This is a genomic window from Borborobacter arsenicus (genome assembly GCF_003934165.1).
GTDB lineage: Bacteria > Pseudomonadota > Alphaproteobacteria > Rhizobiales > Rhizobiaceae > Pseudaminobacter > Pseudaminobacter arsenicus.
This window is the reverse complement of the sequence record NZ_RKST01000019.1, coordinates 86,638-101,057: the sequence shown is the minus strand read 5'-3', so window position 1 is coordinate 101,057 and position 14,420 is coordinate 86,638. Positions and strand designations below refer to the sequence as shown.

Sequence of the window (14,420 nt, the reverse complement as noted above, 5' to 3'; positions counted from 1 at the left end):
CGGAAATCGCCGAAATACTTCGTGATCGCTGCCGTCAGCGACGTCTTGCCATGGTCAACGTGACCAATCGTGCCAATGTTCACATGCGGCTTGGTGCGCTCGAATTTACTCTTGGCCATCGTCTTTTCCTTGGCGTCGGGAGTTTAAGTTTGGTTCGAATGCGGGGCGATTAGCGATAAAGGCCGGAAAACACAAGAGGCTTTTGACCCGCACCGCCGCAGCCTGATCGGCCAGCACCCCGATCCGCTTGCGCTGCGCTCATATGGGGGCGCATCCATACCAATGGAAGGGGCAGCGCCGCAACCGAAGCCCTGGAGCGGGTAGCGGGAATCGAACCCGCATATTCAGCTTGGAAGGCTGCTGCTCTACCATTGAGCTATACCCGCGGGTCTCGACGTCTCCGGTCAGGTGGTGGAGGGGGCTGGATTCGAACCAGCGTACGCATAGCGAACGGATTTACAGTCCGTCTCCTTTAACCACTCGGACACCCCTCCAAACTGCCGGGAGCCGTACAGGCTGCTTGGCGATTGCACATGATCGATGTGGCACGCCCCAACCTGCTGGCGCCTTATGGCGGCAAGGCAAAAGGCTGTCAACCGGCTCTTGTGCGCAACCGACTGCAAACATGTGATTTTGTGAAGCGGCATATCCAAAATCCCCTTTGGCGGCTATAGAGCCCTCATGAGCGACGACAAGAAACCCGGAACACCCAGGGACACCCATTACGCCAAGCTGCGGCGCAGTTTCCGCGACCAGAAGGCCGGCGGCCAGCCGGGCTTTCGCCCGAAAAAGCCGCTTCCGCCCGGCGAAGCGCCGCAAGACGGGCTGCTGCGGCTATATGGCCTGCATACGGTGCGGGCAGCGATCGACAACCCGCGGCGCAAGATTCGGCGCATGCTGGTCACCCGCAACGCCATTGAACGACTGGGAATCACCGATCCGGCCGCCCTGCCCTTTCCTGTGGAGATCGTGGAGCCGCGCGACATCGACAAGATCACCGGCACGGATGCCGTGCACCAGGGCGCGCTGATCGAAGCCACGTCTTTGAAGCCCAAGGCGCTCAACGCCCTTGGCGATACCCCGCTGGTGCTGGTGCTCGACCAGGTGACTGACCCGCACAATGTCGGCGCCATCATCCGCTCGGCCGTCGCGTTCGGCGCCGGCGCGCTGATCACCACTTCGCGCCACAGCGCGCATGAATCGGGAGTGCTGGCAAAGTCCGCATCCGGCGCACTGGAACATATCGACCTGATCGAGGTACGCAATCTGGCCGAAGCGCTGGGCGAACTCCACCAGGCCGGCTTCCAGACCATCGGCCTTGATTCGGAAGGCCCCCAGGATCTGGAAAAATCCCTGTCCGGGGCAAAGATCGCGCTCGTGCTCGGCGCCGAAGGCAAGGGCCTGCGGCAGCGGACACGCGAGACGGTCAGTATACTTGCCCGGCTCGACATGCCGGGACCGATCCGTTCGCTCAATGTGTCGAATGCGGCGGCGGTGTCGCTTTATGCGGCAAGGAAGTTCTTGGGGCAGTCGGGAAATCGGCAGTAGGCAATCGGAAGTGGGCAGTCGGTGATGCCAATATTCCGAGTGCCTATTGCCGACTGCCTACGTCGTGCCCCGCCATTCGCTCCAACGCCTTGACCAGTGCCGAGTGATCCTCATCGGCACCGCCATTTGCCGCGCAGGAATTGAACAATTCCTGCGTCATTGCCGTATTTGGCAGTGAAATTCCGAGCGATTTTGCGCCTTGCAGCGCAAGATTGAGGTCTTTTTGATGTAATTCGATGCGAAAACCGGGCGAAAATGTGCGGTTTATCATGCGTTCGCCATGAACTTCCAGGATGCGTGAGGCCGCCAGCCCGCCCATCAGCGCCTGCCGCACCTTGGCCGGATCGGCACCGGCCTTGGAGGCAAATACCAGCGCCTCACCCACCGCTTCGATGGTCAGCGCCACGACGATCTGGTTGGCGACCTTGGTGATCTGGCCAACGCCGTTGTCGCCCACCAGTGTGATGTTCTTGCCCATTTTCTCGAAAACCGGCCGGGCCCGGTCGAAAACAGCCTGCGGCCCCCCCACCATAATGGTCAGCGAGGCTGCCTTGGCGCCGACCTCCCCGCCCGACACCGGCGCATCGAGATAATCGCAGCCCAGCGCATTTATCTTGCGTGCAAACTCCTTGGTCTCGATCGGCGAAATCGAACTCATGTCGATCACGAGCTTGCCCTTGCTCAGGCCGCCGGCCACGCCGTTTTGACCGAACAGCACTTCGGCGACCTGCGGCGTATCGGGAACCATGGTGATGACGATGTCTGCGGCGCGCGCCACGGCGTGGTGACCACTGACCGTCCTCAATCCCTTCTCAACCAGCCATTGCGGCGGAGCCCTGCGGTGGCCGCTGGCAAAAACGCCGTAGCCTGCATCGAGCAGATGCCCGGCCATCGGCGCACCCATGATACCGAGACCGATGAAGCCAATGGTTTCCATGTTCATTTCCTTTCCCAAGCGCCGCTCACTCCGCCTCCGTGTAGCGGCCGGATGAGGGAGCATGACTAAGCCGCCACGCTTGCCTTGCCCGCAAATTCCCGGAACCAGCCTAGCCCTTCGAACGTGCCGGCCTTCGGTTTGTATTCCGCACCGACCCAGCCGGAATAACCGATGCGGTCGAGGTGTTCGTAGAGGAATGGATAGTTTATCTCGCCGGTGCCCGGTTCATGCCGGCCGGGATTGTCCGCAAGCTGGATATGCGCGATGCGGCCGAGATTGGCCTCGATGGTGCGGGCGAGATCCCCCTCCATGATCTGCATGTGATAAATGTCATACTGCAGATAGAGATTGTCTGAGCCGACGCGCTTGATGATGTCCAGCGCCTGCTTCGTGTTGGTCAGGAAGAAACCAGGAATATCGCGTGTGTTGATCGGCTCGATCAGCAGCCTGATCCCCGCCGCTTTCAACTTTTCAGCCGCAAAAGAAAGGTTTTCGACAAAGACCTTTTCCAGAACATCGCGCTCGACACCAACCGGCGCAATGCCGGCAAGGCAATTGACCTGCCCACAGCCCAGCGTGTTGGCATAGGTGATCGCGGTCTCGACGCCTGCGCGAAATTCCTCGACCCGATCCGGCAGCACCGCAATGCCGCGTTCGCCGTTGGCCCAGTCGCCCGGCGGCAGGTTGAACAATACCTGGACCAAGCCGTTCTGCTTCAGGCGCGCAGCGACCGTCTCGGGTGCATGGTCATAGGGTGCGATATATTCCACGCCGCCAAAGCCGGCCTTGGCCGCTGCATCGAAGCGATCGAGAAATTCATGCTCGGTAAAAAGCATGGAAAGATTGGCTGAAAAGCGTGGCATGTCCCGGTCTCCATTCAGCCCCGCAACGGAGCATCAACCCTAATGTAGCGCGTCATCCCGGCCGACCGAAGCGTAGCGGAGGAAGAGCCGGGATCCATTCCGTGACCTTGAGCATGTTCCGGAATGGATCCCGGACAGCCGTTCCTCGCTACGCTCGACCCGGTTTCCGGGATGACGGCCGGTCCTAATCCAGCAGCGCAATGGCCGTCGGCGCATCTTCGTTGTTCTGGGCAAGTTCCTCGAATTCGACGATATTGTCGATTTCCGTGCCCATCGAAATATTGGTCACCCGCTCGAGGATGAATTCAAGCACCACCGGCACCTGATACTGATTCATCAGCCGCTCGGCCTCGACAAAGGCCGTCTTGAATTCCTCCAAATGGCGCACTCGGATGGCCTTGCAGCCCATCGCCTCGGCAACCGCGACATGATCGACGCCGTAGCCTGCCTCGGCATTTTCGCCGGCATTGACGTTCTCAAAGGCAAGGCCCACCTCGAAATCCATCGAAAAGCCACGCTGCGCCTGCCGGATCAGCCCGAGATAGGCGTTGTTCACCACGACATGGATATAAGGCAATCTGTGCTGCGCACCGACCGCCAGTTCCTCGATCATGAACTGAAAATCATAGTCGCCCGAAAGCGCCACGATCTTCCGGTCCGGATCGGCCGCACGCACACCGAGCGCGGCCGGCAGTGTCCAGCCGAGCGGTCCGGCCTGACCGCAATTAATCCAGTTGCGCGGCTTGTAGACATGCAGGAACTGGGCCCCGGCAATTTGGCTCAACCCGATCGTGGTGACATAGGTCGTGTCGCGGCCGAAAGCCTTGTTCATCTCCTCATAGACGCGTTGCGGCTTGAGCGGCACCTGGTCGAAATGCGTCTTGCGCTTCATCACCTTCTTGCGCTGCCGGCATGCCTTTGCCCATCCGCCCCAGTCGTACAGCCGCCCGGCCGTCTTCCACTCGGTCGCGACGTCGAGCAGCATCTTCAGGGCTGCACCAGCATCGGAAACCACGCCGTAATCTGGCGCAAACACACGCCCGATCTGCGTCGGCTCGATGTCGATGTGAACGAATTTTTTCGCCTTGGTATAAATATCGACCGAACCGGTATGGCGATTGGCCCAGCGATTGCCAATGCCAAGCACGAAGTCGGCCGCAAGCATGGTCGCATTGCCGTAGCGATGCGCTGTCTGCAGGCCACACATGCCCGCCATCAGGCGATGATCGTCCGGGATCGACCCCCAGCCCATCAGCGTCGGGATAACCGGGACGCCGGTGATTTCGGCAAATTCGATCAAAAGGTCCGACGCATCGGCATTGATGATGCCGCCACCCGCCACGATCAAGGGATGCTCCGCCTCGTTCAGCATCTGCAGCACCTTCTCGGCCTGCACATGTGTCATCGCCGGTTTATAGGGCGCCAGCGGCGCATAAGTGTCGATGTCGAACTCGATCTCGGCCAGTTGCACGTCGATCGGCAGGTCGATCAGCACCGGACCTGGCCTGCCCGAACGCATCAGGTGGAATGCCTTCTGCAGCGCCATCGGAACCTGATAGGGCTCCATGATCGTCGCTGCCCATTTGGTCACCGGTGCGGCAATCGACGCGATATCCACCGCCTGGAAATCTTCCTTGGTCAGCCGCGCCCGCGGCGCCTGACCGGTGATGCACAGGATCGGGATCGAATCCGCCTGGGCCGAATAGAGCCCGGTGATCATATCGGTCCCGGCCGGGCCGGAGGTTCCCAGGCAGACACCGATATTGCCGGCCCTGGCCCGCGTATAGCCTTCGGCCATATGCGAAGCGCCCTCGACATGGCGCGCCAGCACATGCCGGATCGTGCCTTGCGCCTTCAGTGCCGAATAGAGCGGGTTGATCGCCGCCCCAGGCACGCCGAAGGCGCAATCAACGCCCTCCCTTTCGAGAACGAGAACTGCCGCATCGACGGCACGCATCCTGGCCATTTCAATCCTCCCATGCAGAGGGGTTCGATCTCGCTCAGCATGCCACCAAGGTCAACCTTTTTCAATTTTTTCAGAAAAGTTTTCCATTTTTGAAAATAAATAGCATCTGATTGATTAGGTTGATTTATCTGTTTTCCAGAATCGCCATCTTTCATTTTCCGAAATATTTTTCTATGCTATGGAAATGGACTCTCCAGAAAGACGCCAGCGCGGGCGCCCACGCGCTTTCAAGCCGAAGCCTGAGGCTAATGCCGTACAATCGCTGGATCGTGCGCTGCGCATCCTCGCCATTGTCGCGGAAGGAAACGGCCTGTCGCTCAGCGAGATTGCAGCGAGGTCGGAGCTTGCTGCCTCTACCGCCTACCGCATGCTGACGACGCTGGAGAGCCACGCCATGGTGGAATTCGACCAGACCGACCAGCTATGGTCGATCGGTGTCGGAACCTACCGCATGGGCACGGCCTTCCTGCGCCGACGCCGGTTGATCGATCGGGCGCGCACAGTCATGCAGAAATTGATGGAGCAGACCGGGGAAACGGCCAATCTGGGCGTTGCCGAAGAGGATTGCGTTGTCTTCGTCAGCCAGGTGGAAACCCATGAGGCGATCCGTGCCTTCTTTCGACCCGGCACCCGGACCTCATTTCATGCTTCGGGCATCGGCAAGGCCGTGCTGGCGCATCTTAATCCACAGCGCGTGGACACTATCGTGGGCCGAACCGGCCTCGAGAGTTACACGCCAAGAACGCTTTCCAACATGATTGTGCTTACACAGGATCTATCGGAAATCAGACAGCGCGGCTGGTCCGTTGACGATGAGGAGCGTTATCCCGGCATGCGTTGCGTGGCGGCCGCGATCTTCAACGAATTCGGCGAACCGATCGGTGGCGTCTCGGTCTCCGGCCCGACCGTGCGCATGACACCGGAACGTGTGGCGATCATTGGCCCGGTCGTGAAGGAAGCCGCCGCCGAGGTGACCCGGCTGATCGGCGGCATGGCGGCACCGCTGCAATAGCTGTGGCGCGCCAGCGCTCGCCTGGACTTTTGTCTTTACTGGAGCGCCAAATATGCTAACCGGGGCCTGATGCCCTTGTAGCTCAGTTGGTAGAGCACCTGATTTGTAATCAGGGGGTCGGCGGTTCGAGTCCGTCCGGGGGCACCATCCCTTCCCTCTTCGGTCCGACATGTGGCGCGCTTGCAAGCTGCCCGTCTGTCCGCTGCCGCCACTAAAGTGGACATTGATATATCACATTAATGGGACTACGGATGGAACCGGCTCTTGGGTTCAGGGGGCTGGGGCGTGAGAACCCCTCCATGTGGCGGGCATTGCCCGCAATAGAACGCTCTTCGACTTTTTTGCCGGAGAGCGTTTTACCGGTTTCGCGGGAAGGCGGGCGTGCTTTCGAGCACTTTGCCTGAAGGTGGTTGCTGTCTTCCACATGAGAGGCTTCTCAACCCCTGCCTATCGGGGAATTGTTGTGAAAGCATTGCTCATCGTGATCGTGGCGCAATTCAGCGGCCCCGACGTCACGGAAATTCGTGCACCAACCATACTCTACTTTTCTTCCATGGATGTCTGCGAGGAACAGAAGAGCGTCATCGTCAAAGCCTTCGACGAAATGGCGCATGGCCCGCTGAGCGAACTTCCAAAAAAACTCAAACTGACAATCGCTGCGCGCTGCAGCCCAGCGGTCCGATGGTAGCGCTCAATCGGCTCTGGAAAACCGTTAAGGACGTTATCGGCGCCCTGGGCGGCCTTGCAGCACTGCCGGCGATTATTGCAGCGGTCCGGATCTATGATCTCTGGTTCCGCGCTTCGCCTTCTGCACGATTGAAATGTGCAAGCCTCTTTGCAGGGGCAATCCTCGTTATCGCGCTGGTTTTGGCAGCCTGGGCGTTGTGAATGGAGCCCGCTCAGACATCGAATTCCGCCTGACCCCGATCGATCGCTTCAATCACATCCGCGGCAAGCGTCCGGCTGACCCGCGTCTTCTGCTCAAGCGCCACCCGATCAAGGCGGTCGACGACACGGATCGCTGTCGAGAGCGAACGCTCTATGCGTCGGACCAGATATTGCACCACATTTTGATCTACCTCGATCTGGCGATCGGCGAAAAGCTTGGTGATGACGCCGGCCAGCAGCAAATCGTCCGGTTCGTGGATCTCGATCGTCGCTGCCGCCTTCAGCCGTGACGCCAGATCCGGCAGGGTGACTCCCCAGGCCAGCGGGAAGCGGCGCGCGGTCAAAAGCAGCGCACCGCCGCCGGCCCTGATCGTGTTGATGAGATGAAACAGGCCGTTCTGGTCGAGTTGCCCGCAATCGGCATCGTCGATCAGAACCGCACCGGCGCCATCCAGGCCGGCAAGATTTTCGCCAATGCTTGCTGCAGGCAAGCGCACGGCGCCGGAATTGGCTTGCCAGATTGCGGCCAGATGCGACTTTCCCGAGCCCGCAGGCCCGGCCAGCACCACCACCGGCGACGGCCAGTCAGGCCAACGATCGATCAGCGCCACGGCCTGGCTGTTGGCTGCCGACACGACGAGGTCATCGCGGGTAAAACCCGTCGAAAAACCGAGATCGAGCGGCAGTTGGCGCGGCGTTTCAGGTTCACGCATGGCGCTTTGTCCGTGAGAAGAACAAGTCAATGATCGTCGCCGGTCCTTCCGGTAAGTCGCGTCGAACCGGCATTCGCTGCCTCATGCCCCTTGTAGAGGGGCGAATCGAGATAGCGCGAAATTGCAAAGCGGACCAGCACCGCAATCGCCGCAGCCGCCGGCACCGCAATCAGCAAGCCGACGAAGCCGAACAGCGCGCCGAAGGCAAATAGCGCAAACATCAGCCACACTGGATGCAGGCCGACGCTTTTGCCGACCAGCCGCGGCTGGAGGATATTGCCTTCGATGAACTGGCCGACGAAGAACACGCCCGCCACCGCCACCACCATCAGCCAATCCGGCCAGAACTGCACGAAGGCAAGCCCGACCGACAGCACCAGCCCGACCAGCGAACCGACATAGGGGATGAAGCTGATAAGCCCTGCAAACAGACCGATCAACACACCGAACTTCAGCCCGGTCAGCGTCAACCCGAAGGCATACATCAGTCCGAGTATGAGGCAGAGCGTGCCCTGCCCGCGCACGAAACCGGCGGTGGCGGCATTGATGTCGGCGGCGAGCTGGCGGACTGTCTCCACGTGATCGCGCGGCACCCAGCTATCCACGGTATGGATCATGCGATCCCAGTCGAGAAGCATGTAGAAGGCCACGACCGGCGTGACGACGAACAGGCTGGCGATGGAAAACAACGCTACGCCCGAGCTCCATATCGACTGGAACACCGTCGTCAGGAAACCGAAGCCGGTGGTCAGCAGCGAGTTCAGGCCTTCGCGAAGCCCCTCCGCATCGACGCCGAAGCGCTGCTCGATCCATTGCGGGTCGAAACTGGTGATCAGCCCCTGCAACTGGGTCAGATATTCAGGGAGCTTGGCGATAAAATCGGTGAGCTGCGAGGCCAGAAGCGGAATGAGGATGACAAGGCCAAGCACCAGCACGATCAGGAACGCGACCAGGATCAGCGTGGTCGCCATCACCCGCGACAGGCCGAGCCGCTGCAGCCGATCGGCAACCGGATCGAGGAAATAGGCCAGCGCCATGCCTGCCACGAACGGCAAAAGGATGCTGCTGAACAGATAGAGCAGCAACGCCAGAACGATTGCCGCAATGATCCAGAATCGGATCTGCCGCCGCAGCGCGGCCGAGGCCAGATCTTCCTGCGTCACTTCAACTGTCTGGAGTTTCGCCTTCGCCATAGCCGCTCATATGCCTTAGCCAGGCGACGAGATAGGCTGCCGCAGAAGCAATGGTCAAGAGCCCGGACAGGAATACCAGGCCGGGCCGGACAGGCCCATAATCGAGTTGGAAGGCAAGTTCGGCCAGCACGAAGCCGGCAAGAACGATCTGGATCGCGGTGTTGGCCTTGGAAATCATCAGCGGCTTCATCGCCACCGGATTGCCCATCACGGTGGACAGCATGACTGCGCACACGATCAGCGCATCGCGCGACACGACGGCGATGACCAGCCAGACCGGCAACTCGCCCATCAGACCGAGCACCACGAACACACTGACCAGAAGCAGCTTGTCCGCCATCGGATCGAGATAGGAGCCAAGCTCGGAACGCTGGTTGAAATGCCGGGCAATGAACCCGTCGATGCCGTCTGAAACGCCGGCAATGACGAAGCCGGCAAAGGCCAGGCCCATGCGGCCGGTCAACAGCGCATAGATCACCACCGGCACCAGCAAAAGCCGCAAAATCGTGATCATATTGGCTACGGTCACGTCGCCTCTCCTGTCCGATCCTGATAGATGGTCGACCCGGCGCGTGGCGACAAGCCCCCGCAGGTCGTGGCTGGAAAATAAGCAACGCTGTCCACGGATTTACTATTTGTCCAGCGACAGATTCCGGCCGCTTCTTGCGAGGCAGGCCGGTTCATGCGAAGAGCCGGAACAAAGCGGCCGACACCCGGAGAACCAGCCATGGGCAAGCAGAAAAAAGGGCTCACCTATGCTCAGGCAGGCGTCGATATCGATGCCGGCAACCAGATGGTGGAAAACATCAAGCCACTGGTTCGCTCGACCCGCCGACCGGGTGCGGATGGGGAGATCGGCGGTTTCGGCGGCCTGTTCGACCTGAAGGCGGCCGGCTTTTCCGACCCGGTTCTGGTGGCGGCCAATGACGGCGTCGGCACCAAGCTGAAGATCGCCATCGAGGCGAACAAGCACGATACGATCGGCATCGACCTCGTCGCCATGTGCGTCAACGACCTTGTCGTCCAGGGTGCCGAGCCCCTGTTCTTCCTCGACTATTTCGCCACCGGCAAGCTCGACCCGCAGCAGGGAACTTCCATCGTCAGTGGCATTGCTGAAGGCTGCCGGCAGGCCGGCTGTGCGCTGATCGGCGGTGAAACCGCCGAAATGCCCGGCATGTATCACGGCAACGACTACGACCTTGCCGGCTTTGCCGTGGGCGCTGCCGAACGCGGCCAGTTGCTCCCTACCGACGACATTGTGGAAGGCGACGTGCTGCTCGGCATCGCCTCTTCCGGCGTTCACTCCAACGGTTTTTCGCTGGTCCGCCGCATCGTTGCTGCAAGCAAGCTCGGCTGGAACGACGACGCCCCCTTCGCCGATGGGCTGACGCTGGCAGAAGCCTTGCTGGAGCCGACCCGCATCTATGTCCGCTCGGTACTGAAGGCGATCCGCAACACCCACGGCATCAAGGCGCTGGCCCATATCACCGGCGGCGGCTTTCCCGAAAATATTCCGCGCGTGCTGCCGAAGGATTTTTCGGCCGAACTCGATCTCAATGCAATCGAGGTTCCGCCGGTCTTCTCCTGGCTTGCCAGAACCGGCAATGTCGCGCCCGATGAAATGATGCGGACCTTCAATTGCGGCGTCGGCATGGTACTCGTCGTTGCCTCCGGCCAGGCAGCGCAGGTCGCCGCCGTTTTGCAGGAGGCGGGCGAGACCGTTTCGCCCATCGGCCGCCTCGTGCCGCGCCGCGACAGCGGCGTCATCTATCGTGGAGAGATCGCCCTGTGAGCACCGAGCGCAAGCGTGTCGTCATCCTGATTTCCGGACGCGGTTCCAATATGGCCGCCCTGGTCAATGTCGCGTCCGACTCCGCCTTTCCGGCCGAGATCGTCGGCGTGATTTCCGACAAATCCGATGCGGCCGGCCTGCAATTCGCTGCCGGACAAGGCATTCCGACGCGAGTCATCGCCAGGGCCGATTTTGCCGACAAGGAAAAACACGACGCGGCGATAGATGCCGCACTTGAGGGCTTTCGTGCGCAGATCGTCTGCCTCGCCGGCTATATGCGGCTCTTGACGTCCGGCTTCGTGGCAAAATGGCAGGGCCGGATGATCAATATCCACCCCGCATTGCTGCCCTCCTTCAGGGGGCTCGACACGCACCAGCGTGCTCTGGATGCCGGCGTTCGTCTTCACGGCTGCACCGTGCATTTCGTGACAAACGAAATGGATGATGGCCCTGCCATCGCGCAATCGGCAGTGCCGGTCCTTATCGGGGATACGGCCGAAGCGCTGGCCGCCCGCGTACTCAAGGCCGAACATCACCTCTACCCGCTGGCGCTGCGGCTGGTGGCGGAGGGAAAAGCAGTGATGACGGAAGGGCGGACCGTTTTTGCTGACAGCGACCATATTATCGAAAATGCCGGCGAAACGCTGGTTTCCCCGAGCGCGGTGCGCGAATCGGTCGACCTCGAGGCACTGGCACGGTTCACACCGTAAATTGCCTGCAATCGTTTTCTGATTGCAAATCAGGCCAAACCCGGTTTAGAATGCTTGCATGAACAGCAAGCATCGGAAGACGCTCGAAGCCATATTCATGGATCCGGTGCCCAAGTCGATGGAATGGGCGTCGATCGAGAGCTTGCTGATATCGGTTGGCTGCACAATCATCGAAGGAAAGGGATCAGCCGTGCGCTTTACCCTGAATGGCGTTGTCGCCTATTTCCATCGGCCACATCCGGCAAAGGAAGCGAAAAGCTACCAAGTAAGGGATGCGAGGGAATTCCTGATCAAATTAGGAATAAAGCCATGAACACGATGACATATAAGGGATACAAAGCATCGATCGCCTTCGACGAGAAGGACGATATTTTCTTCGGAAGGCTTCTTGGCATCAATGACGTTGTCGGATTCCACGCCGATACGGTCGCGGATTTAAAGGCAGCATTCCACGAGGCGGTCAACGACTATGTCGAAACCTGCGCCAAGGTAGGAAAGTCGCCCGAGAAGCCATATTCGGGCAATCTGATGCTACGAGTTGACCCTGCGGTTCATTCCAAGGTCGCACTTGCCGCAGAAGTGGCCGGCAAAAGCCTCAATCAATGGGGCGAAGAGGTCCTGCGTGCGGCCGCCGACAAGCAAGTGGCGTAGGCACCCTCACCCCGCCGCACGCACCCAGATCTTGCTGTCATGGACAGCGGCGCCGCCATAGGGCGCCGGCGCATCGGCGCCTGTCAAAACATTGATGCCCTCCCCGCGCTCATGCGCGGAATTCGGCCACACGCCCTCGGCGATCACCACGCCACGCCGCACGCCCTTAAACAGCCTGGCGTGAAGCACCACCTCGCCGCGCATATTGCCGATTTCGACCCGGTCGCCCTCTGCCAGGCCAAGGGACGCCGCGTCCTGCGGATGGATGAGCAGTTGCGGCCGTCCTTCCTTCGATTTCGAAACGGGGGTCTCGGTGAAGCTCGAATTGAGGAAATTGCGCGCCGGCGACGTCGCCAGGCGGAACGGATGCTCCTCGTCGGCAACCTCGATCAGATCTACATGGTCGGGCAGTTCCGGCAGGCGTTGATGCGGCCCCAATACGCCCATCCGGCGCGGCGGCCGGTTCGGTGCGGGCTGCCCGGTCCAGTCGGGGCGGAAACGGAACTTGCCGTCCGGGTGGCCGAAGCCGTTCAGATAATGCGAGGTCTCGAAATCCGGCTGCATATCGACCCAGCGCCCTTCCTTGAAGGTGGCGAAGGTGCCGAGCCCGCGCTTGCCGAGCATGAGGTCGATATGTTCGCGCTCGGTCAGCCCGAAGCCCGGCAGATGCGACACGCCCAGCCGCTTGCCGAGTTCCTCGATGACAAAGTGGTTAGTGCGCGGTCCTTCCGGCGGGTCGATCAGCTTCGGCCCCAGCACAATGTACTGGTTTCCGCCGCCGCGATAGATGTCGTCATGCTCCAGGAACATCGTCGCCGGCAGCACAACATCGGCAAACTTGGCCGTGTCGGTCATGAACTGCTCATGCACGCACATGAACAGGTCGTCGCGCAGCATGCCGCGCTTCACCAGCCGCTGGTCCGGCGCGACATTGGCCGGGTTGGTGTTCTGGATCAGCATCGCCGTCACCGGCGGCCCGCCATAAAGCGCATCCTGCGCGCCCGTCAGCACCGGGCCGATGCGCGAATGATCAAGATAGCGGATATTCCGGTCGCGCAGGCTCGTGCCTTCGAGCACGTCCTTGTCGAGCAAGAAGACGCCTGAATTGGAATGGAAAGCGCCGCCACCCTCATATTGCCAGCAGCCGGTTACCGCGGCGATGGACAAGGCGGCATGCATGTTCACCGAGCCATTGCGCTGGCGTGAAAATCCGTAGCCCAGCCGGAAAAAAGTCTTCTTCGTGGTGCCCACCAGCCGGGCGAAGGCCTCGATTTCCTCCACCGGCAGGCCGGTGATGGCTGAGGCCCATTCCGGCGTCCGGGTCTGCAGATGCGCTTCGAGCTCCTTCGGATCGTCGGTGTATTTCTCCAGATAAGCACGATCGGCGAGGCCGTCGCGAAACAGGATATGCATCACCGCACAGGCAAGGGCGGCGTCCGTTCCCGGCTTGACGATCAGGCCCATATCGGCCTGCTTCATCGTGGCGTTCTCATAGACGTCGATGACGACGATCTTGGCGCCGCGCTCCTTGCGCGCCCTGATCGCGTGGGTCATCACATTGACCTGGGTGACAACCGCATTGGTGCCCCAGATCACCACGCAGTCGGACTTCGCCATTTCGCGCGGGTCGGGACCACGCAGCGCGCCGGTGCCCATCACGTAGCCGGTCCAGGCCAGGTTGGTGCAGATCGAACCGAAGAAGCCAGAATATTTCTTGGCATGCCGCAGCCGCTCGATGCCGTCGCGCTGCACCAGCCCCATCGTGCCGGCATAGAAATACGGCCACACCGTCTCGCTGCCGTAGCGCTCCTCGGCCTTGATAAACTTCTCGGCAACGAGATCAAGGGCTGCGTCCCAGCTTGCCTCTTTCCAGCCGCCCTCGCCCTTGGCGCCGGCCCGCACCAGCGGCTTCAGCAGCCGGTCGGGGTGATGCACGCGGTCGGCATAGCGCGCGACCTTGGCGCAGACAACGCCGGCCGTATAGTCGTTGTCCTTGGCACCATGCACCCGGCCGATACGGTTCGGCCCGAGGATTTCGACGTCGAGCGCGCAGGTCGACGGACAGTCGTGCGGGCAGGCGGAATGCCCGATCTTGAGCTTGATGTGCTGGTTCATGGACGAAACCTACAGCGTTTTACGAAAGACGT

General features: G+C 60.8%; 15 protein-coding genes and 3 tRNA genes. 8 read left to right on the top strand and 10 right to left on the bottom strand.

Features of this window, described 5'->3' with window-relative positions; translation table 11 throughout:
• From EET67_RS19950 to EET67_RS19940, 3 genes are all read right to left on the bottom strand, one after another.
• Nucleotides 1-119, bottom strand: a 119-nt coding sequence (locus EET67_RS19950; RefSeq protein ID WP_245450842.1) for a GTP-binding protein, incomplete at its 3' end; no start/stop codon positions are given.
• A 193-nt stretch (nucleotides 120-312) separates the two neighbouring features.
• Nucleotides 313-386: transfer RNA gene (locus tag EET67_RS19945), tRNA-Gly, on the bottom strand.
• Between the two features lie 23 nt (nucleotides 387-409).
• Nucleotides 410-494: transfer RNA gene (locus EET67_RS19940), tRNA-Tyr, on the bottom strand.
• A gap of 187 nt (nucleotides 495-681) precedes the next feature.
• Between EET67_RS19940 and EET67_RS19935 the strand changes: the two genes are divergently transcribed.
• Nucleotides 682-1,548 carry a TrmH family RNA methyltransferase gene (locus EET67_RS19935; protein WP_128627966.1) on the top strand — a complete coding sequence of 289 codons (867 nt, stop codon included), beginning with the start codon at nucleotides 682-684 and terminating at the stop codon, nucleotides 1,546-1,548.
• 43 nt (nucleotides 1,549-1,591) lie between these two features.
• Here the strand turns inward: EET67_RS19935 and EET67_RS19930 are convergent, their stop codons facing one another.
• The 3 genes from EET67_RS19930 to gcl form a co-directional block, all read right to left on the bottom strand.
• A complete protein-coding gene (locus tag EET67_RS19930; protein ID WP_483458292.1) occupies nucleotides 1,592-2,548 on the bottom strand; it encodes a 2-hydroxy-3-oxopropionate reductase in 957 nt (318 codons plus the stop codon).
• Nucleotides 2,549-2,550: 2 nt separating this feature from the next.
• Nucleotides 2,551-3,348, bottom strand: coding sequence for a 2-oxo-tetronate isomerase (gene otnI, locus EET67_RS19925; protein ID WP_128627964.1), 798 nt, complete (start codon nucleotides 3,346-3,348; stop codon nucleotides 2,551-2,553).
• 184 nt (nucleotides 3,349-3,532) lie between these two features.
• Complete coding sequence (gcl, locus tag EET67_RS19920; protein ID WP_128627963.1) at nucleotides 3,533-5,314, bottom strand: glyoxylate carboligase; 1,782 nt, start codon at nucleotides 5,312-5,314, stop codon at nucleotides 3,533-3,535.
• Nucleotides 5,315-5,498: 184 nt separating this feature from the next.
• On the opposite strand from gcl, the gene bhcR reads away from it, so the two are divergent.
• The 3 genes from bhcR to EET67_RS19905 all read left to right on the top strand — a co-directional run bounded on the left by bhcR (nucleotide 5,499) and on the right by EET67_RS19905 (nucleotide 7,014).
• Nucleotides 5,499-6,326: an HTH-type transcriptional regulator BhcR gene (gene bhcR / locus EET67_RS19915; RefSeq protein WP_128627962.1), complete on the top strand. Its 828-nt coding sequence runs from the start codon at nucleotides 5,499-5,501 to the stop codon at nucleotides 6,324-6,326.
• Nucleotides 6,327-6,397: 71 nt separating this feature from the next.
• Nucleotides 6,398-6,473 (top strand) — tRNA-Thr (locus EET67_RS19910).
• 154 nt (nucleotides 6,474-6,627) lie between these two features.
• Nucleotides 6,628-7,014, top strand: coding sequence for a hypothetical protein (locus EET67_RS19905; protein WP_128627961.1), 387 nt, complete (start codon nucleotides 6,628-6,630; stop codon nucleotides 7,012-7,014).
• A 211-nt stretch (nucleotides 7,015-7,225) separates the two neighbouring features.
• On the opposite strand, the gene hdaA is transcribed toward EET67_RS19905, so the two are convergent.
• The 3 genes from hdaA to EET67_RS19890 are packed head-to-tail and all read right to left on the bottom strand — an operon-like array spanning nucleotide 7,226 to nucleotide 9,649.
• Entirely contained in the window at nucleotides 7,226-7,927 is a 702-nt protein-coding gene (hdaA, locus tag EET67_RS19900) for a DnaA regulatory inactivator HdaA (RefSeq protein WP_128627960.1), read from the bottom strand.
• A gap of 26 nt (nucleotides 7,928-7,953) precedes the next feature.
• Nucleotides 7,954-9,120, bottom strand: coding sequence for an AI-2E family transporter (locus tag EET67_RS19895; protein ID WP_128627959.1), 1,167 nt, complete (start codon nucleotides 9,118-9,120; stop codon nucleotides 7,954-7,956).
• Nucleotides 9,092-9,649, bottom strand: a complete 558-nt coding sequence (locus tag EET67_RS19890) for a CDP-alcohol phosphatidyltransferase family protein (protein WP_128627958.1) — start codon at nucleotides 9,647-9,649, stop codon at nucleotides 9,092-9,094. Before EET67_RS19890 ends, EET67_RS19895 begins: the two co-directional genes overlap by 29 nt.
• 198 nt (nucleotides 9,650-9,847) lie before the next feature.
• Here EET67_RS19890 and purM point away from each other — a divergent pair, with 198 nt between their 5' ends.
• Genes purM through EET67_RS19870 form a run of 4 tightly spaced genes read left to right on the top strand, consistent with a single transcriptional unit; the run spans nucleotide 9,848 to nucleotide 12,273 of the window.
• Complete coding sequence (gene purM / locus EET67_RS19885; RefSeq protein WP_128627957.1) at nucleotides 9,848-10,912, top strand: phosphoribosylformylglycinamidine cyclo-ligase; 1,065 nt, start codon at nucleotides 9,848-9,850, stop codon at nucleotides 10,910-10,912.
• Nucleotides 10,909-11,622: a phosphoribosylglycinamide formyltransferase gene (gene purN, locus EET67_RS19880; RefSeq protein ID WP_128627956.1), complete on the top strand. Its 714-nt coding sequence runs from the start codon at nucleotides 10,909-10,911 to the stop codon at nucleotides 11,620-11,622. Before purM ends, purN begins: the two co-directional genes overlap by 4 nt.
• A gap of 58 nt (nucleotides 11,623-11,680) precedes the next feature.
• Nucleotides 11,681-11,935 (top strand): type II toxin-antitoxin system HicA family toxin, encoded by a 255-nt coding sequence (locus tag EET67_RS19875; RefSeq protein WP_128627955.1) that lies wholly within the window; start codon nucleotides 11,681-11,683, stop codon nucleotides 11,933-11,935.
• Nucleotides 11,932-12,273 (top strand): type II toxin-antitoxin system HicB family antitoxin, encoded by a 342-nt coding sequence (locus EET67_RS19870; RefSeq protein ID WP_128627954.1) that lies wholly within the window; start codon nucleotides 11,932-11,934, stop codon nucleotides 12,271-12,273. Before EET67_RS19875 ends, EET67_RS19870 begins: the two co-directional genes overlap by 4 nt.
• Before the next feature lie 6 nt (nucleotides 12,274-12,279).
• Here EET67_RS19870 and EET67_RS19865 read toward each other — a convergent pair whose 3' ends face one another.
• Nucleotides 12,280-14,388: a molybdopterin-containing oxidoreductase family protein gene (locus tag EET67_RS19865; protein ID WP_128627953.1), complete on the bottom strand. Its 2,109-nt coding sequence runs from the start codon at nucleotides 14,386-14,388 to the stop codon at nucleotides 12,280-12,282.
• Nucleotides 14,389-14,420: the final 32 nt, after the last annotated feature.

Bases quoted from the DNA above. Each gene is read 5' to 3' on its own strand.
- EET67_RS19935 (WP_128627966.1), top strand. From the start codon at position 682: ATGAGCGACGACAAGAAACCCGGAACACCCAGGGACACCCATTACGCC.
- EET67_RS19930 (WP_483458292.1), bottom strand. From the start codon at position 2,548: ATGCTCCCTCATCCGGCCGCTACACGGAGGCGGAGTGAGCGGCGCTTG.
- otnI (WP_128627964.1), bottom strand. From the start codon at position 3,348: ATGCCACGCTTTTCAGCCAATCTTTCCATGCTTTTTACCGAGCATGAA.
- gcl (WP_128627963.1), bottom strand. From the start codon at position 5,314: ATGGCCAGGATGCGTGCCGTCGATGCGGCAGTTCTCGTTCTCGAAAGG.
- bhcR (WP_128627962.1), top strand. From the start codon at position 5,499: ATGGACTCTCCAGAAAGACGCCAGCGCGGGCGCCCACGCGCTTTCAAG.
- hdaA (WP_128627960.1), bottom strand. From the start codon at position 7,927: ATGCGTGAACCTGAAACGCCGCGCCAACTGCCGCTCGATCTCGGTTTT.
- EET67_RS19895 (WP_128627959.1), bottom strand. From the start codon at position 9,120: ATGGCGAAGGCGAAACTCCAGACAGTTGAAGTGACGCAGGAAGATCTG.
- purM (WP_128627957.1), top strand. From the start codon at position 9,848: ATGGGCAAGCAGAAAAAAGGGCTCACCTATGCTCAGGCAGGCGTCGAT.
- EET67_RS19875 (WP_128627955.1), top strand. From the start codon at position 11,681: ATGAACAGCAAGCATCGGAAGACGCTCGAAGCCATATTCATGGATCCG.
- EET67_RS19870 (WP_128627954.1), top strand. From the start codon at position 11,932: ATGAACACGATGACATATAAGGGATACAAAGCATCGATCGCCTTCGAC.
- EET67_RS19865 (WP_128627953.1), bottom strand. From the start codon at position 14,388: ATGAACCAGCACATCAAGCTCAAGATCGGGCATTCCGCCTGCCCGCAC.